The sequence below is a fragment of the Kitasatospora sp. NPDC052868 genome, from assembly GCF_044547105.1.
Classification (GTDB): Bacteria; Actinomycetota; Actinomycetes; order Streptomycetales; family Streptomycetaceae; genus Kitasatospora.
This window is the reverse complement of sequence record NZ_JBITZW010000023.1, coordinates 86,639-109,110: the sequence shown is the minus strand read 5'-3', so window position 1 is coordinate 109,110 and position 22,472 is coordinate 86,639. Positions and strand designations below refer to the sequence as shown.

The window sequence follows — 22,472 nt, the reverse complement described above, 5'->3', positions numbered from 1 at the left end:
GACCATCCTCGGCTCCAGTGCGCCGGTGTGCCTGGGGCACCTGGCGATTTGCTGGAGAAGGTAGAAATGACCCGCACCCCCGTCAACGTCACCATCACCGGAGCGGCCGGCCAGATCGGCTACGCGCTGCTCTTCCGCATCGCCTCGGGCCACCTGCTCGGCGCCGACGTGCCGGTGAACCTGCGCCTCCTGGAGATCCCGCAGGGCCTCAAGGCCGCCGAGGGCACCGCGATGGAGCTCGACGACTGCGCCTTCCCGCTGCTGCGCGGCATCGAGATCACCGACAACCCGAACGTGGCCTTCGCCGGCGCCAACGTCGCCCTGCTGGTCGGCGCCCGCCCGCGCACCGCCGGCATGGAGCGCGGCGACCTGCTGCAGGCCAACGGCGGCATCTTCGGCCCGCAGGGCAAGGCCATCAACGACAACGCCGCGGACGACATCAAGGTCCTGGTGGTCGGCAACCCGGCCAACACCAACGCCCTGATCGCCCAGCGCAACGCCCCGGACGTGCCGGCCGAGCGCTTCACCGCGATGACCCGCCTGGACCACAACCGCGCGGTCGCCCAGCTGGCCCGCAAGACCGGTGCCGCCGTGGCGGACATCAAGAACGTCACCATCTGGGGCAACCACTCCGCGACCCAGTACCCGGACATCTTCCACGCCGAGGTCGCCGGCAAGAACGCCTTCGAGGCGGCCGGCAGCGACCAGGCCTGGCTGGAGGGCGACTTCATCCCGACCGTGGCCAAGCGCGGCGCCGCGATCATCGACGCCCGTGGCGCCTCCTCGGCCGCCTCGGCCGCCAACGCCGCCATCGACCACGTCCACACCTGGGTCAACGGCACCGCCGAGGGCTCCTGGACCTCGATGGGCATCGTCTCCGACGGCTCCTACGGCGTCGAGCCGGGCATCATCTCCTCCTTCCCGGTCACCACCAAGAACGGCTCCTTCGAGATCGTCCAGGGCCTGGAGATCTCCGACTTCTCCCGCGGGCGCATCGACGCCTCGGTCAAGGAGCTGGTCGAGGAGCGCGACGCGGTCCAGGCGCTCAACCTGATCTGAGCACCCGCCCCCTGAGCGCCGCCTCCGAGCGCCGCCGCACCACGGCACCCGGCCCGCCGCCTCCACCCGGAGGCGGCGGGCCGGTCCGTTCCTCCACCACCTGCTCCCCGGCCGGACCTACACTGACCCCCCGTGAGCGAAACCATCGAGGACGCGGCGCTCGTACTCGTCTTCATCATGCTGGGCGGCCTGTTCAACGTCGCCGAGATCTCGCTGATCTCGCTGCGCGAGGGGCAGATCAGGACCCTGGAGTCCCGCGGTACCCGGCGGGCGGCCCGGGCGGCGCACCTCGCGGCCGACCCGAACCGCTTCCTGGCGGCCGTGCAGGTCGGGGTGACCTGCATGGGCTTCCTGTCCGCGGCCTTCGGCGCGGACACCCTGGCGGGCAAGCTGGCCCCGGTGTTCGTCCGGGCGGGGCTCTCGGAGGGCCTGGCCGACGCGGTCGCCCTGGTCGGGCTGACCCTGGTGATCAGCTACGCCTCGCTGGTCCTCGGCGAGCTCACCCCCAAGCGGATCGGCCTGCAGCGCGCCGACTCCATCGCGGTGCTCGCCGCGCCGGTGGTGGACGTCATGTCGGTGGCGCTGCGCCCGGTGATCTGGCTGCTCGGCCACTCCACCGACCTGATGGTCCGGCTGCTCGGCGGCGACCCGGCGGCCGGGCGCGGCTCGATGAGCTCCGAGGAGCTGCGCGGTCTGGTCGCCGCGAACACCGAACTCGGCAGCGACGAGCGGGCACTGATCGCCGACGTGTTCGCGGCCGGCGAGCGCCAGCTGCGCGAGGTGATGGTCCCGCGCACCGAGGTGACCTTCCTGGACGCCGATCGGCTGCTCCCCGAGGTCCGCGAGCAGGCCGACTCCTCGCCGCACTCGCGCTACCCGGTGGTCGAGGGCAGCTACGACGCGGTGACCGGCTTCGTGCACGTCCGCGACCTCTACGGCGCGCGCGGCGAGCAGGCGGTCAAGGTCCGCGACCTGGCCCGCCCGGTCAAGCTGCTGCCGGGCACCAAGCGGGTGCTGGAGGCGATGGGCGAGATGCGCCGCGAGGGCCACCACCTGGCGATCGTGGTGGACGAGTACGGCGGCACCGCCGGCATCGTCACCCTGGAGGACCTGGTGGAGGAGGTGATCGGCGAGATCCGCGACGAGTACGACTCCCAGGAGCCGACCACCACCCGCCGGATGGCCGGCGGCGGCATCGAGCTGGACGGCCTGCTCAACCTCGGCGACTTCACCGAGGAGACGGGTGTCACCCTCCCCGAGGGCCCCTACGAGACGGTGGCCGGCTGCGTGGTGGCGGCGCTCGGGCGGCTGCCGGCCGACGGTGACCAGGTACGGATCGCCGACGGCGCGGACGGCGTGCTGCTGACGGTGGCCAAGCTGGAGGGCCGTCGGATCGCCCGGATCAGGGTGAGTGCCGTCACACTGTCGGAACCTCCGGGGGCGGAGGTTTCCTGAGCGGTCGGTGGAACTGGAACAATGGCCCGCATGGTCAACGCAGCGGTCACTGGTCCGGTCAAGGACCGTCCCCGGGTGCTCTCCGGCATCCAGCCCACCTCCGGCTCGTTCCACCTCGGCAACTACCTCGGCGCGGTGCGCCAGTGGGTCGACCTCCAGGAGGCCAACGACGCCTTCTACATGGTGGTCGACCTGCATGCGATCACCGTCGAGCAGGACCCGGCGACGCTGCGCCAGAACACCCGGATCTCCGCCGCCCAGCTGCTCGGCGCGGGCCTGGACCCGGAGCGCTGCACGCTCTTCATCCAGTCCCACGTGCCCGAGCACGCGCAGCTCGGCTGGGTGATGAACTGCCTCACCGGCTTCGGCGAGGCCTCCCGGATGACCCAGTTCAAGGACAAGTCCGCGAAGCAGGGCGCCGCGAGCACCTCCGTCGGCCTGTTCACCTACCCGATCCTGCAGATCGCCGACATCCTGCTCTACCAGGCGGACGCGGTGCCGGTCGGCGAGGACCAGCGCCAGCACGTGGAGCTCACCCGGGACCTCGCGGAGCGCTTCAACACCCGCTACAGCCCGACCTTCACCGTGCCGAAGCCGTACATCCTCAAGGAGACGGCGAAGATCCAGGACCTCCAGGACCCGGCCGTCAAGATGAGCAAGTCGGCCTCCTCGCCCAAGGGCCTGGTCAGCCTGCTGGACGAGCCGAAGGTGAGCGCGAAGAAGTTCAAGAGCGCCGTCACCGACACCGGCACCGTCGTCTCCTACGACGAGGAGGAGAAGGCCGGCGTCTCCAACCTGCTGCGCATTCACTCCGCGCTCAGCGGCCAGTCGATCGAGCAGCTGGTCGAGCACTTCGAGGGCCGGATGTACGGCGCCCTGAAGACCGAGCTGGCCGACCTGTTCACCGAGTGGGTGACGCCGTTCCAGCAGCGCACCCACAGCTTCCTGGACGACCCGGCCGAGCTGGACCGCGTCCTGGCGATCGGCGCGGAGAAGGCCCGGGCGGTGGCCTCGCAGACGCTGGAGACGGTGTACGACCGGATCGGCTTCCTCCCGGCCGCCAAGCGGTGACAGCGCTGACGAGCCTGCCCGGTGGTGGCAGCGGTTCGCCCTTCGCCTCCGAGCACTCGGAGGCGGAGGGCGGCCTTCCCGAGGTCGTCACCATCGGCGTGTCCGTGAGCGTCCCGGATCCGTACGGCTCGGCGATCCAGGACGCGCGGGCCGGGCACGGCGACCCGCTGGCCCGGTCGATACCCACGCACGTCACGCTGCTGCCGCCGACCGAGGTGCCCGCCGCGGAGCTGGCGAAGATCGAGGAGCACCTGGCGGCGGTGGCCCGGGCGCACCGGCCGTTCCGGATGCTGCTGCAGGGCGCCGGGACCTTCCGCCCGGTCTCCCCGGTGGTGTTCGTCCGGGTCGAGGAGGGCGCGCAGGAGTGTCGGCTGCTGGAGGCGGACATCCGCTCCGGCCCGCTGGCCCGCGAGCTGGCGTTCCCGTACCACCCGCACGTCACCGTGGCGCACGGGCTGTCCGAGGACGCGCTCGACCAGGCGTACGAGCAGGCCAAGGGCTTCCGGGCGGCCTTCCGGGTGCCCGGGTTCAGCCTGTCCCGCTTCGACGCGGACGAGGTCTGGCGGCCCTGGCGGGCCTACCGCTTCTGCTGACCGGTCCTCATCCGGCGCCGCCGAGTTCGAGCATCCGGTCCACCACCCGGCGGGCGGCGCCGCCGTCGTCGAGCCCGCAGTGCGTCGCCCGGAAGCGCCGGTAGCGCTCCTGGTACCCGGCGGGCGGCTCCCCGCCGCAGTCGGCGAGGTCGCGCAGCGCGTCCAGCAGGCCGGCCGAGTCGGGGATCAGCGGGCCCGGGGCCTGCGGCTCGAAGTCGAAGTAGAAGCCGCGCAGGGTGTCCCGGTAGTGCTCCAGGTCGTAGGTGAAGAACAGCACCGGACGCCCGGTGATCGCGAAGTCGAACATGATCGACGAGTAGTCGGTGACCAGCACGTCGGCGATCAGCAGCAGCTCCTGCACGTCGGGGTAGTCCCCGCAGTCGTACAGGAAGCCGTCCCCGGCGCCGGGCAGCGGCTCGCGGACGTGCGCGTGCGGGCGGATCAGCAGTACGTGGTCCCGGCCGAGCGCGCGCCGGGCCTGGTCGAGGTCGATCCGCAGGTCCAGGCGGAACCCGTCGCCGTCACCGTGCTGCTGGTCCTCGCGCCAGGTCGGGGCGTACAGCACGACGCGTCTGCCCTCGGGGATGCCGAGCCGGCGCCGGACCAGCGCGGCCGTGTGCGCGTCGGGCCGGGCGAGGACGTCGCCGCGCGGGTAGCCGGCCTCCAGGATCTCGCCCTGGTAGCGGAAGGCCCGGCGCATCACCGGGGTGGCGAACGGGCTGGGGGAGAGCAGCAGGCTCCACTGCGGGGTCTCCCGGTCGAGCGCCTCCAGGTAGCCGTGGTCGGCCAGCCAGGGGTTCTCGACGTCGTGGGCGATCCGCTTGAGCGGCGAGCCGTGCCAGGTCTGCACCACGACCTGGCCGGGGCGCCGGCGCAGGAAGTCCGGGAAGTGCGTGTTGCCGACCAGGTACCGGCTGGAGCCCAGCGCCTCGTACCACTCGGGGCTCCAGATCCGCACCGGCCGGACCCCGGCGGGCAGCCGGGCCTGGGCGTCGTCGACCACCCACAGGTGCTCCAACGGCGCGTCCCGCCGGGCGAGTTCCGTGTGCACGGCGCGCGGTGAGTCGGCGTAGCCGCGGCCGCCGAACACGTCGTAGAGCACGGCCTCGCGCAGCGGGCGGCGGCGGGCGGCCGGGTAGCCGTCGGTGCGCTGGCGGGCCTGCGTCCAGGCGCTGCGCTCGGCGGCGGTGAGGACGGGCGTGGAGTCCAGCAGCAGGGTGTCGTGCCAGCGCCGCTGGAGCAGGATCCGCTTGCCGCCGACCCGGGTGGCGGCGGGCAGCGAGCCCAGCGCGCCGGGGGCGGCGACCAGCGGCCGCCGCGGACCGGCTCCGTCGGCGGTCCGCAGCGCGGCCTCCCAGACGCCCTTGCGCAGCGGCAGGGCGGCGCCGTCCGAGCCGGTGCGGGTGGCGGGCAGCCGGATCCGGAACCGGCCGTCCTCGGCCAGGTCGACCGGGTGGCGGACCTCCCCGGCGTTGCCGGTGTGGCGCAGGACGAGTTCGAGCGGCCCCGGGGCGGGGCAGCGGCCGGTGAGCTCGAAGCCGTCCGGGCGGGTGGCGACCCGCTCGACCCAGCCGGCCGCGGGCTGGACGCAGATCTGGAGCCGGCCGTCGGCGAGGTGCTTGAGGTAGAGGACCCGGTCGGGCACGCCGGGCAGCGGGTGCTGGCCGGCCACCGGGCCGCCGCGCTCGTCCAGGGTGAGCTGCTCGGTGGAGCCGTCGGGGCGCAGCAGTTCGACGTCCCAGTGCTCCGGCTCCCCGGCGCCGCGCCCGTCGGCGGTGAACGGCCGGAACGGCAGGTGGGCGGCGAAGCTGTTGCCGGTCAGGGCGACGGGCGCGGTGAGGACGGCGTCGCTCTCGCGGTGGCGCAGCCGCAGGACGGTGCCGGGCGGGCAGTGGTCGGCGGTGCCGCACAGGGCGAGGCCGTCCGCACCGGGGTGGGCGGAGCCGAGCCGGACGCCGGGGCGTTCGAGGCGCAGCCAGAGCCGGCCGTCGTCGAACCGGGGCTGCAGCCGGACGTCGCGGTCGACCCAGCGGGCCGGCGGGTACTCGCCGGAGCCGCACCAGTGCGGGGCGAGGGCGCCGTACTGGCGGCGCAGCCGGGCCGCGCGGGGCCGGGTGAAGAGGGTGGTCTCGACCTGCCAGTCGCCGAGCAGCCACTCCTCGCCGCGGCGCAGCCGGCGCGGCTCGATCAGGGCGGTGAAGCCGGACCAGTCGTGGTTGTGCTCGGACTGGGCGCTGTCGTCGGTGACCTCGGGCAGCCGGCGGGGCCTGGAGCGCAGGTGGACCGGGGGCTCGTCCTCGGAGCGGCGCAGGGTCAGCCAGGTCCAGGCGGAGCCGGGCCGGGCGGTGTCGAGGCCGTCCGGGCGGGCGAAGCCGGTGAGTTCGAGGCCGCGGGCGCTCCAGCGGGCGCGCAGCAGGCCGAAGACGACGTCCTCGTCCCCGACGGGTGCGCCGTCCGTCCCGCGGGGGGTGGCGTGCGGGAGGACGAGCCGGGTGAGGACTGGCATGGGGGGTGCCCTTCGGGACGGGATCCCGGTCCATGGCGGTGGGCCGGGGGGCCCTTCGTACCGATGGGGGTCGGACGAGGGGCCGATTCGATATCCCATACCGAAATGACTGGTGTGGTCAACTGTGCAGTTCGGTGGATTCCCTGAGAAATTCGTTGACGAAACGTGAGTTCGATGGCAAAAGGGGCGCAAAGCACAGGCGGTGTCCAGGTAACCCCCGGAAAACCGAACAGGCGCCCGACGCGGATCGCGTCGGGCGCCTGACGGGCGGTACGGAGTCGGGGCTACTCCTTGCGGAGCATCGCGTCCACCACGCGGGCGGAGGCCTGGCCGTCGTCGAGGTCGCAGTACGCCTCACGGAAGGCCGCGTACCGGTCGGCGTACTCGGCGCCCACCTCGTCCAGCCGGCCCAGCGCGGAGACCAGCTCCTCGGAGGTCGCCAGCATCGGGCCGGGCGCCTGCCCCTCGTAGTCGAGGCTGAAGCCGCGCAGGTTGTCGCGGTAGTGCTCCAGGTCGTACGTGAAGAGCAGCACCGGCTTGCCGGTGGCGGCGAAGTCGAACACCGCCGACGAGTAGTCGGTGACCAGCACGTCCGCGACCAGCAGCAGCTCGGCCATGTCGGGGTAGCTGCCGACGTCCCAGACGTAGCCGTTGCCGGCCCCGGGGATCTGACCGCACATCACGCTGTGCCGGCGCACCAGCAGTACCTGGTCCTCGCCCAGCGCGGCCTTGGCGGCCTCCAGGTCGAGCCGCAGGTCCAGCTGGTAGCCGCCGTTGGGGCGCCGCCGGTCCTCGCGGAAGGTCGGCGCGTAGAGCACCACCTTCTTGCCCTCGGGCAGGCCGAGCCGCTCGCGGACCTGCTCCGCGGTCTTCTCCCGGTCGGCCGCGAACAGCAGGTCGTTGCGCGGCGAGCCGCTCTCCAGGATCTCGCCCTTGAAGTCGAACGCGCGGCGCAGGACCGGAGCCGAGAAGGTGTTGCCCGCGACCAGCAGGCTCCAGTTCGGGACCTCCTTGGCGACACCCTTCAGGTAGTGCGCGTCGGTGAACCAGATCTTCTCGAAGTCGTACCCGATCTGCTTCAGCGGCGTGCCGTGCCAGGTCTGCACGACCACCTGGCCCGGGCGGCGGACGAAGAAGTCCGGCAGGTGGGCACTGGTGACGATGTACTTGGCGGTGGCCAGCGCCTCGAACCACTCCGGGCTCCAGAGCCGGATCGCGTCGGCGCTCTGCGGCACCGCGGCCTGCAGGTCGTCGCTGCCCCACAGGTGCTCCAGCGGCAGGCCGCGGCGCACCAGCTCCTCGTGGACCGCCCGGGGCGAGTCCGCGTAGAGCCCGCCGAGCGCGGCGTTGTACAGCACCGTCTCGCGCAGCGGGTGGCGGCGGGCGGCCGGGTAGTCGACCGTCCGCAGCTGGCGCTGGCGGTAGCCGCTGCGCTCCTCGGGGAGCAGCGCGGAGTGCGACTCCAGCGAGAGGCCGTCGTAGTGGCGGCGCTCCAGCACGATCCGCTTGCCGCGCGACTCGACCTCCAGCGGCAGCGCGCGGAAGCACTCCGGCCCGATCAGGGCGTGCGAGTGGGCCGTCGCGCCGACCGGGGTGCCGACCTCGCGGAAGAAGACGTCCCAGGTGCCCTGGGCGAGCGGCACCCGGCCGGCGAAGGAGGCGGTGGGCACCGGCGGCAGCGCGGTGCGGAACCGGCCGTCCGCGATCTCCACGGGGTAGGCGTGCTCCTCCTCGCGCCAGTTGTGCCGGACCACCAGCTCCCAGCGGTGGCTGCCCGGCAGCGGGAAGGACCCGCTGATCAGGAAGCCGTCCTCGCCGCGGGCGGCGACCTCGTCCACCACGGGCTGCAGCACCTGGTCGGCCAGCTGCAGGTAGCCGCCGGGGGAGGGCTTGGAGTACAGCGCGCGGCGCTTGACGGCCGACGCCTGCGGGTTCAGCGCGAGGTGCAGCTGCTCGGGCGCGTTGCGGTCGTCCAGCGCCACCGGCACGGTGGTGCCGTCGGCGAGCAGCAGGGCGGTGTCCCAGCGGTCCCGGCTGCGGTCCTCGGCGACCGGGTCCAGCTCGGCCCAGGCCTCGCGGACGGCGGTCAGCTCGTCCACCGCGAAGGAGGCGCTGAACGGCTGGAGCAGGCCCGCGGGGGTGCCGAGCTCCAGCGGGTACACCAGCTCGCGGTCGGACTCGACGTGGGTGAGCTTCAGCCGGGCGCCGGCGAGGTCGGAGCCGGAGCGCGCCGCACCGGAGAGCTCGATCCGGCCGTCGTGCGCGGCCAGACCGGTCACCCGGGCCCGCACGGTCTCCACCCGCAGGTAGACGTGGCCGTCGCGGACCCACGGCACGATCCGCACGTCCTGCTCGACCCAGTGCGCGGGCAGGTACTCGGCGCTGTCGCTCCAGCCGGCGGAGATCCGGCCCTTGTAGACGCCGCCCTTGCCCATGCCGGCCACCAGCACCCGCCAGTTGCCGTCCTTCCACTGGCCGCGGTGCCTGAGCCGCTTGGGGTCGATGGCGGCGGTGAAGCCCGCCCAGTCGCAGTTGTAAAGGTCGTGCTTGGAGCTGGCGGTGGCCTCCGGGCTGTACTGCGTCTTCGTCTGCACGGCGAGCACCCGGCGGCCCTTGGCCTCGCGCAGCACCAGCACCTTGACCATGTCGTGCCGGCCCTCGGCGCCGAGCTGCTCCGGGTAGGCGTGCCCGGTCAGCTGCAGCTTGCCGTCGACCCAGGCCGACTCGTACAGCCGGCTGCGCATGACCAGCGAGTTCTCGAGCTTCAGCACGCCGCTCGGCACGCTCTTGCGGCCGCCGCGCAGGAACGGGTAGTCGGCGTACGGGCGCAGCAGGCCCTTCGCCGGGGCGCCGCCGTTGGTCTCGCCCTCGTACTTGATCTGCTCGACCAGCTCGTCGATCCGGCCCTGCAGGGTCAGGTGGTACTTGAGCCGCAGCGGCGCGCGCAGCTTGCGGACCTGCTCGGGGCCGATCGCCCGGAGCAGCCGGCTGACGCACTTGATGTAGGCGGCCCGGTACTCCTTGTCGCCGTCCACGACGGACCAGAAGAACATCGGGATCTCCTCGACGAGGGTGTTCTCGTCGTAGGAGTGCAGGTACTTGGCGAAGCGCGGGTCGGTCTGCTTCTTCAGCCAGCCGCGGACCAGCTCCACCGAGGTGACGCGGTCGATCAGGCCCTTGGGGTTGGTGCGCATCTGCGTGATCGACATCTCGCCGACCTCGCGCTCGCGCCAGTGGTAGATCGGCTCGGAGAGCACGTCCACGCTGTTGGCGAGGTAGTGGTGCGGCACGCTGACCGGGGCGTCCTCGTACAGGATGCCCTCGGGGTAGAGCAGGCCGGCCCTGTCGAAGAAGGTGCGGCGGTAGACCTTGTTCCACGCCGTGCGGTCGGTGACCAGCGCCGGGATCTCGGTGATGTGGGTCTTGAGCCTGGTCTCCTTGAACGGCTTGCTGTGGCCCCCGGACTGGTAGTAGCCGACGGCGCGGAACCGCAGCACGTTGCCGGTGGCGAAGTCGGAGCCGGTCTCGTCGAGCGTGTTGATCATCAGCTCGTAGGCGCTCGGCGGCATCGAGTCGTCGCTGTCGACGAAGCAGAGGAACTCGCCGTCCGGGTCGATGTGCCGGATGCCGGTGTTGCGGGCCGCGCCGAGGCCCTTGTTCACCTGGCGGACCAGCCGGAACCGGGAGTCCTTGGCCGCGTACGCCTCGGCGAGGGCCGCGCTGTCGTCCTTCGACCCGTCGTCGACCATGACGCACTCGAAGTCCGTGAAGGTCTGGGCGGCGATCGAGTCGAGGCATTCCTCGAGGTAGCGCTCGACGTTGTAGATCGGGACGACGATGGAGAGGCGGGGAGCCATCGGCTACGCAGGCCTTTCTTGGAGAAGGAGCGTGGCAGCCCGTTCGGGGTCTGGCCGCACTTTGAACCGGTGCGTACGTGCCCACCGATCCTACCGTCCGGGCTGCGGGCCCCTCCGGGTGCCGGTGGCCCGGGCACGGCGGCCGGGCGCGGACCGGTGACCGCTACTGTGTGCCCATGCCCCGCTTCAGCGTCATCGTCCCCGTGTACCAGGTGCAGGAGTACCTCGGTGAGTGCCTCGACTCGGTGCTCGGCCAGGGTGGACCGGACCTCGAACTGATCGCGGTGGACGACCGCTCCCCGGACGGCTGCGGCGCACTGCTGGACGAGGCGGCCGCCCGCGACCCGCGGGTACGGGTGCTGCACCTGCCGGAGAACGTCGGCCTCGGCCGGGCCCGCAACGCCGGCCTGGAGGTCGCCACCGGCGAGTACGTGCTCTTCCTGGACAGCGACGACACGCTCACCCCCGGCCTGCTGAAGGCCGTCGACGACCGGCTCGCGGCCGGCGGCGACCCGGACGTCCTGGTCTACGACTACGCCCGCACCTACGCCGACGGCCGGATCACCCGGGCCGCCTCGGCCAAGGTCTTCGACGCCCCCTCCGCGGACGTCTTCGACCTCGACGCCCGCCCCGACCTGCTGGACCTGCTGCAGGTGGTCTGGAACAAGGCCTACCGGCGCGACTTCATCGCCGCACAGGGCCTCGTCTTCCCGGCCGGCTACTACGAGGACACCCCCTGGACGTACCCGGCGCTGCTCTCCGCCGCGAGCATCACCCTGCTCGACCAGGTCGGCGTGCACTACCGCCAGCGCCAGGAGGGCGGGAACATCCTGGCCACCGCCAGTCGCAAGCACTTCGACGTGTTCGCCCAGTACGCGCTGGTCTTCGCCTTCCTGGACGCCCGCCCCGAGCTGGACCGCTGGCGCCCGGTGGTCTACGGCCGGATGCTGCACCACCTCAACACCGTGGTCTCCCGGCCCGGCCGGATCCCGCCCGGCGACCGCCGCGAGTACTTCCGCCGCGCCGCCGCGCACTGCGCCCGGCTGCGCCCGGCCGGCTACCGGCCGGCCCCCGGCGTCGACGGCGTGCGCACCGAACTGCTCAGCCACGGCCGCTACACCGCCTACCAGGCCGTCCGCGCCCTGGCCCGGGCCCGCCGCGCCCTGCGCCGCTGACCGTTCGACCGCCGCGGACCGCCGCCTTGGGCCGCCGCCGCCGGGCCGACTCCCGCCCGCCGCGTCGAGCCTGACGGCCGTTCGGAGGACGGCCCGGTATAAGGGGACGGTGGACTTCCTCACCCGCCTCCCGGTGATCGGCCCGCTCGTGGCGCGGGTGCTGCGCAGCCGCCCGTACCGGGTCTACGAGCACTTCACCGCCGCCCGGGGCAACCGGCTGGCCGGCGCGGTCACCTTCTTCGGCTTCCTGGCGCTCTTCCCGCTGCTCACCGTGGCGCTGGCGATCGCGGTGGCCACCCTCAGCGACAGCCGGATCGACGAGCTGCAGAAGCGCATCTCCGACCAGCTGCCCGGCATCTCGGACTCGCTCAACCTGCCGTCGCTGGTGGCCAACGCGGGCGCCGTCGGACTGGTCAGCGGTGTCCTGCTGCTGCTGTCCGGCCTCGGCTGGGTGGACACCATGCGCACCTCGATCCGGGACATCTGGCAGCTGCCCGAGGAGGACGGCAACCCGGTGCTGCGCAAGGCCTGGGACTGCGTGGTGCTGGGCGGCCTCGGCCTGATCTCGCTGTTCTCGCTGGCGGCCTCCACCGCCGGCACCACCCTGGCCGGCCGGATCGCCGACTGGATCGGCCTGGGCACCGGCGGACCGGGCGGCTACCTGCTGACCGGCGTCGGCCTGCTGATCGCGATCGCCTCGGACGCCGTGCTCTTCGCCTACCTGCTGGCGCCCTTCCCCCGGATCGGCGGCCAGCACCGGCGCGACGTGCTGCAGGGCGCGCTGATCGGCGCGGTCGGCTTCGAGCTGCTGAAGATCCTGCTCGCCTCCTACCTGGGCTCGGTCGCGGGCAAGAGCCTGTACGGCGCCTTCGGCGTGCCGGTCGCGCTGCTGCTGTGGATCAACTTCGTCTCGCGGCTGCTGATGTACTGCGTGGCCTGGACGGCCGTGGCCGATCCGGCGGCCGCCCGGGAGCGTGCCGTCGCCCGCGCCCGCGAGGTGCTGGCGGAGCCGGACGACACGGCGGGGGCCCGGTCCGGGAGCTGAAGCTCCGGGGGACCGGGCCCGTCCGCCCGGCGGTCAGGCCGTGCGGCCGCGCCTGCGCAGCACGACCAGCATCACCGTGCCGCCCGCGGTCAGGCCGAGCGCGATCCCCAGCCAGCCGGCCGGGCCGATCCCGCCGCCGCCCTCGACGGCGGGCGCGGCGGCCGCGGCGGCGGCCGTCGGAGAGGGGTGCGGCGGCGGCGCGGGCACCCCGGCGGCGCCGCCCGCCTGCCCGGTCGGCGCGGTCTCGGCCGCGGCGGGCGCCTCGTCGACCAGCCTCCCGATCGGCGTGACCTTGTCGGCGGCGGCGAACCCCCAGTCCAGCAGCGCCGCCGTCTCGTCGTACACCTTCTGGTAGGTCGTCGGGTGCATCACCGTCACCAGCAGGGTGCGGCCGCCCCGTTCGGCGGCGCCGACGAAGGTCGATCCCGCCTCGGTGGTGAAACCGTTCTTCACGCCGATCAGCCCCGGGTACTTGCCGAGCAGCCGGTCGGTGTTGGCGATCCCGAAGCTGCCGCGCTGACCGGTGTTCTTGTCCACCGCGCCGGGGAATATGGCGTCCCGGGTGGCGCAGTACATCCGGAAGTCGGGGTTGCGCAGCCCGGCCCGGGCGAACAGGGTCAGGTCGTACGCCGAGGAGAGCTGGCCCTCCATGTCGTAGCCGTCGGGGGAGACCACCCGGGTGTCGCGGGCCTGCAGCGCGTCCGCGCGGGCCTGCATCTCGGCGACGGTCTGCTGGACGCCGCCGTTCATGTGGGCGAGCACGTGCACCGCGTCGTTGCCGGAGCTGAGGAACACCCCGCGCCAGAGGTCCTCGACCTTGTAGTCGAGGTCCTCCTTGATGCCGACCAGGCTGCTGCCCGCACCGATCCCCTGGATCTCGGCGTCGGCGACCCGGTGCACCAGGTTGCGGTCGAACTTGGGCAGCACGGTGTCCGCGAAGAGGATCTTCAGCGTGCTGGCCGGGGCGAGCCGCAGGTGCGGATTGCTGGCCGCCAGCACCTCGCCCGAGGTGGCGTCGGCAACTATCCAGGACCGCCCGGTGAGGTCCCCCGGTAGCGCCGGGGCGCCGGGCAGCGGGGCCACCTGGACGCCCGACAGCCCCATCCGCTCGCCGCCGATCGCGGTCGGCGGCGGTGGCGGCTGCGGGGCCGCGGCGGCGGCCGGGGCCCCCAGCGCGAGCGCGGTGAGCGCGGAGATCAGCGGTGCGAGCGTACGGCGCGGGAAATGACGGCGTGTGGGCACCCGCAGACCGTACCCAGTCCGCGGCTGCGCCGTCCGCCACTCCGGATCCGTCCTCCGCAGGAGGGGTCCGCGGTGCTCCGAACGGCCCTCCGCGCATACTGGGGGAGCACGCCATCTTCACGCCGCCGCCCCGCCGAGGACCTTCATGAAGCTCAGCCGCCGCACCTCCTGGTTCCTGACCGCCTTCGGCGTCTGGTCCATGATGATCTGGGTCACCTTCGTCAAGAACCTCTGGAAGGACTCCGGTGGGCAGGCCTTCACCGGCGGCGACCACTCCCAGCCGACCGCGTTCTTCTGGATCCACCTCCTGCTCGCCGTGACGTCCTTCGTCCTCGGCGTCCTGGTCGGGTCCGTCGGTGTCCGCGGCCTGCGCGCCACCCGGCGCACCCCGGCCGTCGACTGAGCGGTTGCGCGCCCTGCCGCGGTCGGGGACGACCGCGGGCGCGGGGAGGGGCCGGGAACGCCGAAGGGCCCGTCCGATCGGAGGATCGGGCGGGCCCTTCGGCGTCAGGCGTGGCTCAGAAGCGGCGGGTGACCAGCGCCCGCTTCACTTCCTGGATCGCCTTGGTGACCTCGATGCCACGGGGGCAGGCCTCCGAGCAGTTGAAGGTGGTCCGGCAGCGCCAGACGCCCTCGCGGTCGTTCAGGATCTCCAGCCGCTGCTCCGCACCCTCGTCGCGCGAGTCGAAGATGAAGCGGTGCGCGTTGACGATCGCGGCCGGGCCGAAGTACTGGCCGTCGTTCCAGAAGACCGGGCAGGACGACGTGCACGCGGCGCACAGGATGCACTTGGTGGTGTCGTCGAAGCGCTCGCGGTCCTCGGCGGACTGCAGGCGCTCGCGGGTCGGGTCGTTCCCCTTGGTGATGAGGAACGGCATGACGTCCTTGTACGCCTGGAAGAACGGGTCCATGTCCACGACCAGGTCCTTGAGGACCGTGAGGCCCTTGATGGCCTCGATCGTGATCGGCTTCTCCGGGTTGACGTCCTTGATCAGGGTCTTGCACGCCAGCCGGTTGCGGCCGTTGATCCGCATCGCGTCCGAGCCGCAGATGCCGTGCGCGCAGGAACGGCGGTAGGTGAGGGTGCCGTCCTGCTCCCACTTGATCTTGTTGAGCGCGTCCAGGACGCGCTCCTTCGGGTCCAGCTCCAGCTGGTAGTCGACCCACACCGGGTCCGGGTGCTCCTCCGGGTTGAACCGGCGGATCCGGAAGGTGACGGTGATCAGCTGGACGCCGCCGGCCTCGGCCGCGTCCAGAGCGGACGAGTGCTTCTCCATCGTCGGAGTGCCCATCAGTACTTACGCTCCATCGGCTGGTAGCGGGTCGTGACGACCGGCTTGTAGTCGAGGCGGATGGAGGTGGTGCCGTCCTCGGCAACCTCCTGGTACGCCATGGTGTGCTGCATGAACTTCACGTCGTCACGGGTCGGGAAGTCCTCGCGGTAGTGACCGCCGCGCGACTCCTCGCGGGCCAGCGCGGAGACGGCCAGCACCTCGGCGAGGTCGAGCAGGTTGCCCAGCTCGACGGCCTCCAGGAGGTCCGTGTTGTACCGGAAGCCCTTGTCCTGGATGGAGACGTTCTTGTAGCGCTCACGCAGCCCGGCGATGTCCTCGACGGCCTGCTTCAGGGTCGCCCCGGTGCGGTAGACCATGGCGTTGGTGTCCATGGTCTCCTGCAGCTCCTTGCGGATCTGTGCCACGGACTCGGTGCCGGTGGACTCGCGCAGGCCGTCGACCAGCGTCTGCACCTTCTCGGCCGGGTTCTCGGGCAGCTCGGTGAACTCCACCGTCTGCGCGTAGTCGGCGGCGGCGATGCCGGCGCGCTTGCCGAAGACGTTGATGTCCAGCAGCGAGTTGGTGCCCAGGCGGTTGGCGCCGTGCACGGACACGCAGGCGACCTCGCCGGCCGCGTACAGGCCGGGGACGACGTCGGTGTTGTTGCGCAGCACCTCACCCTCGACGTTGGTCGGGATGCCGCCCATGGCGTAGTGCGCGGTGGGCTGGATCGGGATCGGGTCCGTGTAGGGCTCGATGCCGAGGTACGTGCGCGCGAACTCGGTGATGTCCGGCAGCTTGGCGTCCAGCTGCTCCGGCGGCAGGTGGGTGAGGTCCAGGTAGACGTGGTCGCCGTCCGGACCGCAGCCGCGGCCTTCGCGGATCTCGGTGTAGATCGCGCGGGAGCAGACGTCACGGGACGCGAGGTCCTTCATGACGGGGGCGTAGCGCTCCATGAAGCGCTCGCCGTCCTTGTTGCGCAGGATGCCGCCCTCGCCGCGGGCGCCCTCGGTGAGGAGGATGCCCATGCGCCAGATGCCGGTCGGGTGGAACTGGAAGAACTCCATGTCCTCCAGCGGCAGGCCGCGGCGGTAGACCAGGGCCTGGCCGTCACCGGTGAGGGTGTGGGCGTTGGAGGAGACCTTGAAGAACTTGCCGGTGCCGCCGGAGGCGAACACGACCGACTTGGCCTGGAAGACGTGGATCTCGCCGGTGGCCAGCTCGTAGGCGACGACGCCGGAGGTCTTGCCCTCGTTGATCAGCAGGTCGAGGACGTAGAACTCGTTGAAGAACTCGACGCCGTGCTTGACGCAGTTCTGGAACAGCGTCTGGAGGATCATGTGACCGGTGCGGTCGGCCGCGTAGCAGGAACGGCGGACCGGGGCCTCGCCGTGGTTGCGCGAGTGGCCGCCGAAGCGCCGCTGGTCGATCCGGCCCTGCTCGGTCCGGGAGAAGGGGAGGCCCATCTTCTCCAGGTCGAGGACGGCGTCGATGGCCTCCTTGCACATGATCTCGGCGGCGTCCTGGTCGACCAGGTAGTCACCACCCTTGACCGTGTCGAAGGTGTGCCACTCCCAGTTGTCCTCCTCGACGTTGGCGAGGGCGGCGCACATGCCGCCCTGGGCCGCGCCGGTGTGGGACCGGGTGGGGTAGAGCTTGGTCAGCACGGCGGTACGGCTGCGCTGGGTCGACTCGATGGCCGCGCGCATGCCGGCGCCGCCTGCGCCGACGATGACGGTGTCGTACTGGTGAATCTGCATGGGGGTTCTAACTCGCCTCTGGCCTCTGCCGATTGCCGATTAGATGCTGCGTCGTCAGATGTTGGGGTCGAAGGTGAAGATCACCAGGGTGCCGAGGAGCACGGTGAAGACCGTGGCGGCGCCCATGAGGCCCTTCAGCCAGAGCCGGGTGGAGTCCTTCTCGGCGTAGTCGTTGATGACCGTCCGCATGCCGTTGGCGCCGTGGAGCATGGCGAGCCAGAGCATCAGGAGGTCCCAGACCTGCCAGAACGGGGACGCCCAGCGGCCCGCCACGAAGGCGAAGCCGATCTTGGAGACGCCGCCGTCGAGCACCAGCATGATCAGCAGGTGGCCGAGGATCAGCACCACGAGGACGATGCCCGACAGCCGCATGAACAGCCAGGCGAGCATCTCGAAGTTGGTGCGGGTGCGGCGCGGGGTCTTCTTGCTCCGCTGGCGGGCGGGCTCGATGACGAACGCGTCCGCCGGGTTGCCGGTGCCGAGACCCTTGCCGGTGTGCGCCTGGGCGGAGGGGATCACCAGGGCGTCGGAGTATTCCGTGGACATGTCTCAGATCACTTCCCGAACCAGGTGGTCAGCGTGTGCTGCAGGATCGGGTAGAAGGCGCCGGCCATCAGCACGACCCACACCCCCACCACGGTCCAGAGCATCTGCCTCTGGTACTTCGGGCCCTTGGACCAGAAGTCCACGGCGACGACCCGCAGGCCGTTGAGGGCGTGGAACAGGATGGCGGCCACCAGGCCGTACTCCATCAGGTTCACCAGTGGCGTCTTGTACGTCTGAATGACGGTGTCGTACGCCTCGGGTGACACCCGCACCAGCGCGGTGTCCAGGACATGAGCGAACAGGAAGAAGAAGATGAGGACGCCGGTGACTCGATGAGCCACCCAGCTCCACATGCCTTCCCGGCCGCGGTACAGCGTTCCAGCCGGCACGGAAAAACCCTCCGGAAGCGGATCGGGGGCTCGGCCGGCTTCGGTGTCGGTCAGCCCGGCCGGGTACGGTCCACCGGCCGCCAGCATCCTATCGACGCGTTGTCGGGAACCGCCTCCGGGGGCCCGAGGTGTGATCAATCAGGCACGAGTGGCCTAGCCGGACCGGAACCACGGGCCGTTTGGTCGCTCTGGGTGACGGTCCGGCTGCGCTACGGTGGCGGCCCCTTCCGCCGCCGACACCCTGCCGAGGCCGCCGTGCCGCTCCGCCCGCCCCGCCCGTCCACCGTCCTCCTCGGCTGCGCGCTGCTGGCCGCCGTCGGCTGCACCACGGTCGACGGCTCCGCCGACCGGGCCGGGGCCGGGCGCGAGCTGTCCGCCGTCGAACTGCGGGCCGCGGCGGTGGCCGACGGCGACCTGGGGCCCGGCTACACGGTGACGGTGATGACGCCCGGTCACGGCGAGACCGGCTCCGACGGCGGGCGGGAGGTCTCGGACGTGCCCGCCTGTCAGCCGCTGCTGGACGCGGTGAGCCCGGCGGCCGGTGCCGGTGGGGCCTCCGCCTCACCCGGGGCCTCGCCCGGTTCGGCCTACCCGACCGCGGAGACCGATCTGAGCGTGGCGCGGGCGGCCGATCCCAAGGGCGGCGTGTACGGAGGACTGCTGGCCTACCCGGCGGGCCGGGCGGCGCTGCTGCAGGGGGAGCTGGAGAAGCTGTTCGGTCCGTGTGCCACTTTCACCTCCACCGCGCCGGCGCCGCCGAGTGACAAGGCGCGCAAGGGCGTGCGGACGAAGCACCGGCTGAGCCGGGACGACACGCCCACGCTCGGGGGAGCCGACGCGGTGACCGGGTTCACCCTGACGAATGAATCGGGCGCGGTGGTGCTCTCTCAGCGTGCGGTGCTGACCCGGGTCGGACCGGTGCTGGCGGTCTTCACCACCGTCGGCGTCGGCGCGGAGCGGGCCACCGCGCCGGACGAGCGGATCGTCCGGCAGCAGGTGGCCAAGCTCCGCGCCGCGCAGGCGCACAAGTGAGCCGGATCAGCGTGCGGCGGCCCCCGAATGGGTGGCGACCAGGTGCTCCAGACGGGTGAGCGCGATCCGGCGGAGCTCGTCCGCCGCGATCAGCCGCTCCTCGTCCGGGTCGTGGGCGAGTCGGGTGCGGATCGAGGTGAGCACGGTGTCGAGCATCTCCTCGGGGGCCACGCCCTCCAGGCAGACCACGAAGACGTGGCCGAACCTGGCCTCGTACGCCGCGTGGGCCGCCCGCAGCGCGGTGTGTGCCGCCTGACTGCCGGGTGCGCGCATGCCCAGGAGCGGCTGCGGCATCCAGCTCTCGTCGGCCAGCGCCTCGGCCAGGTCGGCCGGACGCAGGTCGTAGGAGGCCTCGCTCGCGGCGGCGAGCAGGGACTCTATGTCGGGGTAGGGCCGGTGTGCGGTGAGCCGAAGGGCCCACCGGTGGCTGCCGCAGCAGGCGAGGAGAGCCTCCTCGGCCGCCCCGGCGTCGGCCTCGTTGAAGCGGTGCAACCCGAGGAGGGTCGGCTCGGAGCTGGGATCGAGCCGCTGTGACGGGATGTCGCTGGCCAGCGGGTCCTCCTCGTGAGGGCGGAGAGGTGCCGGTGAAGTGTGGGTGGTGGAGCAGCTGAAGTATGGGCTGCGGGGCGGTGTCCTGATGCCCGCCGGGCTGCGGCTCCACGGTAGTTGAGCGGTCATCAGTTGGGGAGGGCGCACGCGGAATTCATCCGATCGAGCTATCAAGTTGTGACGTTGACACCTCGCTGTCAGCGCCCTCCCCATCCTCATCTGCTAATAATCCCGGCCTTGGCCCTCACCGCGGCCGGGCCTGACGCGGCTCGGTCAGGAGCAGCGCGGTCCAGGAGCGGCGTGGTCAGGAGCAGCGCGTCCCGGCCGCGGGCATCGTGCCGTCGACGAGATAGGCCGCCAGCGCGGCGTCGATGCAGGCGTTGCCCTTGCCGAACGCGCCGTGGCCCTCGCCGACCCGGGTCAGCAGGGTGGCGTTGGCGAAGCCCTTGGCCAGCGCCTCGGCGGAGGCGTACGGGGTGGCCGGGTCGCCGGTGGAGCCGACCACCAGGATCGGGGCGCTGCCCTCGGCCCGGACGGCGTGCGGCTGCTCCTTGGTCTTGAACGGCCAGTAGGCGCAGCCGGGGTCGCTGAAGTCGTCCACCGTGGTGCCCTTGGCGACCAGCGGGGCCTCGGCCTGGAGCTTGGCCACCGCCTGCTGGGCGCGCTCCGGGGTGGGCGCGGGCCGGGCGGCGTCGGCGCAGCTGATCGCGCCGTTCGCCTCCTCCATCGGGCTGTAGTGGCCGTTCTCGTCGCGGCCGTTGTAGTTGTCGGCGAAGGACAGCAGGGGGTCCGGCTTGTTGCCGACCATGGCCCAGCCGAGCCCGTTGCGCAGGTTCTGCCAGGCGACCTTCTCGTCGCCGTAGAGCATGCTGAGGGTGCCCGTCCAGGCGAGGTCGCGGCCGAGCTTGCGGCCGTCCTTCGCGGTCATCGGGTGGTCGTACAGGCCGTCCAGGAAGTCGGCGGCCTTCTTGGCGGCCTTGGCCGGGTCCTTGCCGAGCGGGCACTGGTCGGCGTGGTTCTGCACGCAGTCGGCGGCGAAGCGCTCGAAGGCCTTCTCGAAGCCGATCTGCTGGTCGATGCCGTGGTCCAGCCGGTCCTGGGCGGGGTCGACGGCGCCGTCCAGGATGAGCCGGCCGGTGTTCTGCGGGAACTCCTCGGCGTAGAGGGCGCCGAGGTACGTGCCGTAGGAGATGCCGAGGTAGTTGAGCTTCCTGTCGCCGGACACGGCGCGCAGCACGTCGAGGTCGCGGGCGGTGTTGCGGGTGCCGACGAAGGGCAGCAGCCTGCCGGACTTCGCCTGGCAGGCGGCGGCGTGGTCGGTGGAGGCCTTGACGTGCTCGGCCCTGCGGGCCGCCGGCTCCAGCGGGGAGTCGAGCTGGTTGGCCTCGTCGTGCTGCCTGTCGTCGTAGCAGACCACCGGGGAGCTCTCGCCGGTGCCGCGGGGGTCGAAGCCGATCACGTCGAAGCGGTCGTGCAGGGCGCCGTCGTACTCCTTGGCGCCGTACTTGACCATCTCGATGCCGGATCCGCCCGGGCCGCCCGGGTTGACCATCAGCGAGCCGAGCCTCTGGTCGGGCTTGCCGGCCGGCAGCTTGATCAGCGCGATGTCGAGCGCGTCGGCGGCGGGGTTGGCGTAGTCGAGCGGGACGTGCAGCCTGCCGCAGAGCATCCCGGAGAGGTCGATCTTGGCCTTGGCGGCCTCGGGGTCGGCCGGGCAGGCGGCCCAGGCGACCTGCTGGCCGTAGAACGGCTTGAGCGCCGGGTCCGCGGCGCCGGTGGGCTTGGGGGTCGGCGTCGGGGCCGGCGTCGGCGTCGGGCTCGCCGTCGCGGTGGCCGGCGGTGCGGCGGACGAGGGCGTGCCGAGCGCGTCCTGGGCGGGCTTCGCGGTGTCGTTGCAGGCGGAGACGAGGAGCAGGGTGCCGACCGCGAGCGCGGTCAGCAAAAGCTGCGGGCGGGCGGCCCGGGGAGATCTCATCGCACGTATGTATCACTGTCGGGTGACACGTTCGATCAGTGCCCCCGGGCCGCCCGGCCGCCGGGCGTCAGGCCCGGTGGACCTTGTGGTTGGCGGCCTGCGCCCGCGGGCGCACCACCAGCAGGTCGATGTTGACGTGCGAGGGCCGGGTGACCGCCCAGGCGACGGTGTCCGCGACGTCGTCCGAGGTCAGCGGCTCGGCCACGCCCGCGTACACGGCCGCGGCCTTCTCCTCGTCGCCACGGAAGCGGGTGACGGCGAAGCCCTCGGACTTCACCATGCCCGGCGCGATCTCGATCACCCGGATCGGCTCACCGCACAGCTCCAGCCGCAGCGTCGCCGCGATGGTGTGCGCGGCGTGCTTCGCCGCCACGTAGCCGCCGCCGCCCTCGTACGCGGTGATCGCCGCGGTGGAGGAGAGCACCAGCACCGTGCCGTCGCCGCTCGCCCGCAGCGCGGGCAGCAGCGCCTGCGTCACGTGCAGCACGCCGAGCACGTTCACCTCGTACATCGCCAGCCAGTCGGCCGGGTCGCCGGCCTCCACGGACTCGGCGCCGATCGCCCCGCCGGCGTTGTTGACCAGCACGTCCACCCGGCCCACCCCGGCCGCGAAGGCGTTCACCGCCGCCCGGTCGGTGACGTCCAGGGTGACCGCCCGGGCGGAGCCGCCGCGGCCGGCGATCTCCTTGGCCAGTTCCTCGATCCGCTCGGTCCGCCGGGCGGTGAGCACCACGTCGAAACCCTCGGCCGCCAGCCGCCGGGCCGTCGCCGCGCCGATTCCGCTGCTGGCACCGGTGACCACGGCCACCTTCTGCTCGGTCATTTGCCACTCCCTGGGGAACACGTCGGTTGGGGAAGCACTTCAGTCGCTCACCCGATCATCTCAATGGCGGTGGTCCGGACGGACGGGAGCGGGTGCCGTTTCGCCACCGGCCGCGGACCGC

The 22,472-nt window shown here is 72.2% G+C and carries 18 protein-coding genes; 8 read left to right on the top strand and 10 right to left on the bottom strand.

All coding sequences use genetic code 11. From position 1 onward, the window contains the following. Positions 1-66: 66 nt before the first annotated feature. The 4 genes from ACIGZJ_RS29640 to ACIGZJ_RS29625 all read left to right on the top strand — a co-directional run bounded on the left by ACIGZJ_RS29640 (position 67) and on the right by ACIGZJ_RS29625 (position 4,178). A complete protein-coding gene (locus tag ACIGZJ_RS29640; RefSeq protein WP_396460123.1) occupies positions 67-1,059 on the top strand; it encodes a malate dehydrogenase in 993 nt (330 codons plus the stop codon). Between the two features lie 132 nt (positions 1,060-1,191). Beyond that, a complete protein-coding gene (locus ACIGZJ_RS29635; protein ID WP_396460122.1) occupies positions 1,192-2,514 on the top strand; it encodes a hemolysin family protein in 1,323 nt (440 codons plus the stop codon). A 30-nt stretch (positions 2,515-2,544) separates the two neighbouring features. Then, on the top strand, positions 2,545-3,585 hold the full coding sequence (trpS, locus tag ACIGZJ_RS29630; protein ID WP_396460120.1) for a tryptophan--tRNA ligase: 1,041 nt from the start codon (positions 2,545-2,547) through the stop codon (positions 3,583-3,585). Continuing rightward, positions 3,582-4,178 carry a 2'-5' RNA ligase family protein gene (locus ACIGZJ_RS29625; RefSeq protein WP_396460119.1) on the top strand — a complete coding sequence of 199 codons (597 nt, stop codon included), beginning with the start codon at positions 3,582-3,584 and terminating at the stop codon, positions 4,176-4,178. The genes trpS and ACIGZJ_RS29625 overlap by 4 nt, the downstream gene beginning before the upstream one ends. A gap of 7 nt (positions 4,179-4,185) precedes the next feature. Here the strand turns inward: ACIGZJ_RS29625 and ACIGZJ_RS29620 are convergent, their stop codons facing one another. Together ACIGZJ_RS29620 and ACIGZJ_RS29615 are read right to left on the bottom strand one after the other, a co-directional pair. Beyond that, positions 4,186-6,684 (bottom strand): CDP-glycerol glycerophosphotransferase family protein, encoded by a 2,499-nt coding sequence (locus tag ACIGZJ_RS29620; RefSeq protein ID WP_396460118.1) that lies wholly within the window; start codon positions 6,682-6,684, stop codon positions 4,186-4,188. A 284-nt stretch (positions 6,685-6,968) separates the two neighbouring features. Next, the gene (locus ACIGZJ_RS29615; RefSeq protein WP_396460117.1) at positions 6,969-10,541 is read right to left on the bottom strand and encodes a CDP-glycerol glycerophosphotransferase family protein; all 3,573 of its coding nucleotides are present in this window, start codon (positions 10,539-10,541) and stop codon (positions 6,969-6,971) included. Positions 10,542-10,717: 176 nt separating this feature from the next. Here ACIGZJ_RS29615 and ACIGZJ_RS29610 point away from each other — a divergent pair, with 176 nt between their 5' ends. Beyond that, positions 10,718-11,716 (top strand): glycosyltransferase family 2 protein, encoded by a 999-nt coding sequence (locus ACIGZJ_RS29610; RefSeq protein ID WP_392939776.1) that lies wholly within the window; start codon positions 10,718-10,720, stop codon positions 11,714-11,716. A 109-nt stretch (positions 11,717-11,825) separates the two neighbouring features. Next, the gene (locus tag ACIGZJ_RS29605; protein ID WP_396460116.1) at positions 11,826-12,761 is read left to right on the top strand and encodes a YihY/virulence factor BrkB family protein; all 936 of its coding nucleotides are present in this window, start codon (positions 11,826-11,828) and stop codon (positions 12,759-12,761) included. A 33-nt stretch (positions 12,762-12,794) separates the two neighbouring features. Here the strand turns inward: ACIGZJ_RS29605 and ACIGZJ_RS29600 are convergent, their stop codons facing one another. After that, on the bottom strand, positions 12,795-14,003 hold the full coding sequence (locus ACIGZJ_RS29600; protein ID WP_396460115.1) for a D-alanyl-D-alanine carboxypeptidase family protein: 1,209 nt from the start codon (positions 14,001-14,003) through the stop codon (positions 12,795-12,797). A gap of 145 nt (positions 14,004-14,148) precedes the next feature. On the opposite strand from ACIGZJ_RS29600, the gene ACIGZJ_RS29595 reads away from it, so the two are divergent. Continuing rightward, positions 14,149-14,406 (top strand): SCO4848 family membrane protein, encoded by a 258-nt coding sequence (locus ACIGZJ_RS29595; protein ID WP_392939772.1) that lies wholly within the window; start codon positions 14,149-14,151, stop codon positions 14,404-14,406. Between the two features lie 115 nt (positions 14,407-14,521). On the opposite strand, the gene ACIGZJ_RS29590 is transcribed toward ACIGZJ_RS29595, so the two are convergent. The 4 genes from ACIGZJ_RS29590 to sdhC are packed head-to-tail and all read right to left on the bottom strand — an operon-like array spanning position 14,522 to position 17,972. Beyond that, entirely contained in the window at positions 14,522-15,295 is a 774-nt protein-coding gene (locus ACIGZJ_RS29590) for a succinate dehydrogenase iron-sulfur subunit (RefSeq protein WP_392939770.1), read from the bottom strand. Next, a complete protein-coding gene (gene sdhA / locus ACIGZJ_RS29585) occupies positions 15,295-17,037 on the bottom strand; it encodes a succinate dehydrogenase flavoprotein subunit (protein WP_396460114.1) in 1,743 nt (580 codons plus the stop codon). The genes ACIGZJ_RS29590 and sdhA overlap by 1 nt, the downstream gene beginning before the upstream one ends. A gap of 54 nt (positions 17,038-17,091) precedes the next feature. After that, complete coding sequence (gene sdhD, locus ACIGZJ_RS29580; protein WP_396460113.1) at positions 17,092-17,583, bottom strand: succinate dehydrogenase, hydrophobic membrane anchor protein; 492 nt, start codon at positions 17,581-17,583, stop codon at positions 17,092-17,094. Between the two features lie 8 nt (positions 17,584-17,591). Next, positions 17,592-17,972 carry a succinate dehydrogenase, cytochrome b556 subunit gene (sdhC, locus tag ACIGZJ_RS29575; RefSeq protein ID WP_392939764.1) on the bottom strand — a complete coding sequence of 127 codons (381 nt, stop codon included), beginning with the start codon at positions 17,970-17,972 and terminating at the stop codon, positions 17,592-17,594. Between the two features lie 192 nt (positions 17,973-18,164). Between sdhC and ACIGZJ_RS29570 the strand changes: the two genes are divergently transcribed. Then, complete coding sequence (locus tag ACIGZJ_RS29570) at positions 18,165-19,004, top strand: hypothetical protein (protein ID WP_396460112.1); 840 nt, start codon at positions 18,165-18,167, stop codon at positions 19,002-19,004. 6 nt (positions 19,005-19,010) lie between these two features. Here ACIGZJ_RS29570 and ACIGZJ_RS29565 read toward each other — a convergent pair whose 3' ends face one another. From ACIGZJ_RS29565 to ACIGZJ_RS29555, 3 genes are all read right to left on the bottom strand, one after another. Beyond that, positions 19,011-19,496, bottom strand: a complete 486-nt coding sequence (locus ACIGZJ_RS29565) for a 2-oxo-4-hydroxy-4-carboxy-5-ureidoimidazoline decarboxylase (RefSeq protein WP_392939761.1) — start codon at positions 19,494-19,496, stop codon at positions 19,011-19,013. Between the two features lie 361 nt (positions 19,497-19,857). Further along, the gene (locus ACIGZJ_RS29560) at positions 19,858-21,528 is read right to left on the bottom strand and encodes an alpha/beta hydrolase (protein ID WP_396460111.1); all 1,671 of its coding nucleotides are present in this window, start codon (positions 21,526-21,528) and stop codon (positions 19,858-19,860) included. 67 nt (positions 21,529-21,595) lie between these two features. Next, positions 21,596-22,351, bottom strand: coding sequence for an SDR family oxidoreductase (locus ACIGZJ_RS29555; RefSeq protein WP_396460110.1), 756 nt, complete (start codon positions 22,349-22,351; stop codon positions 21,596-21,598). Positions 22,352-22,472 lie beyond the last annotated feature (121 nt).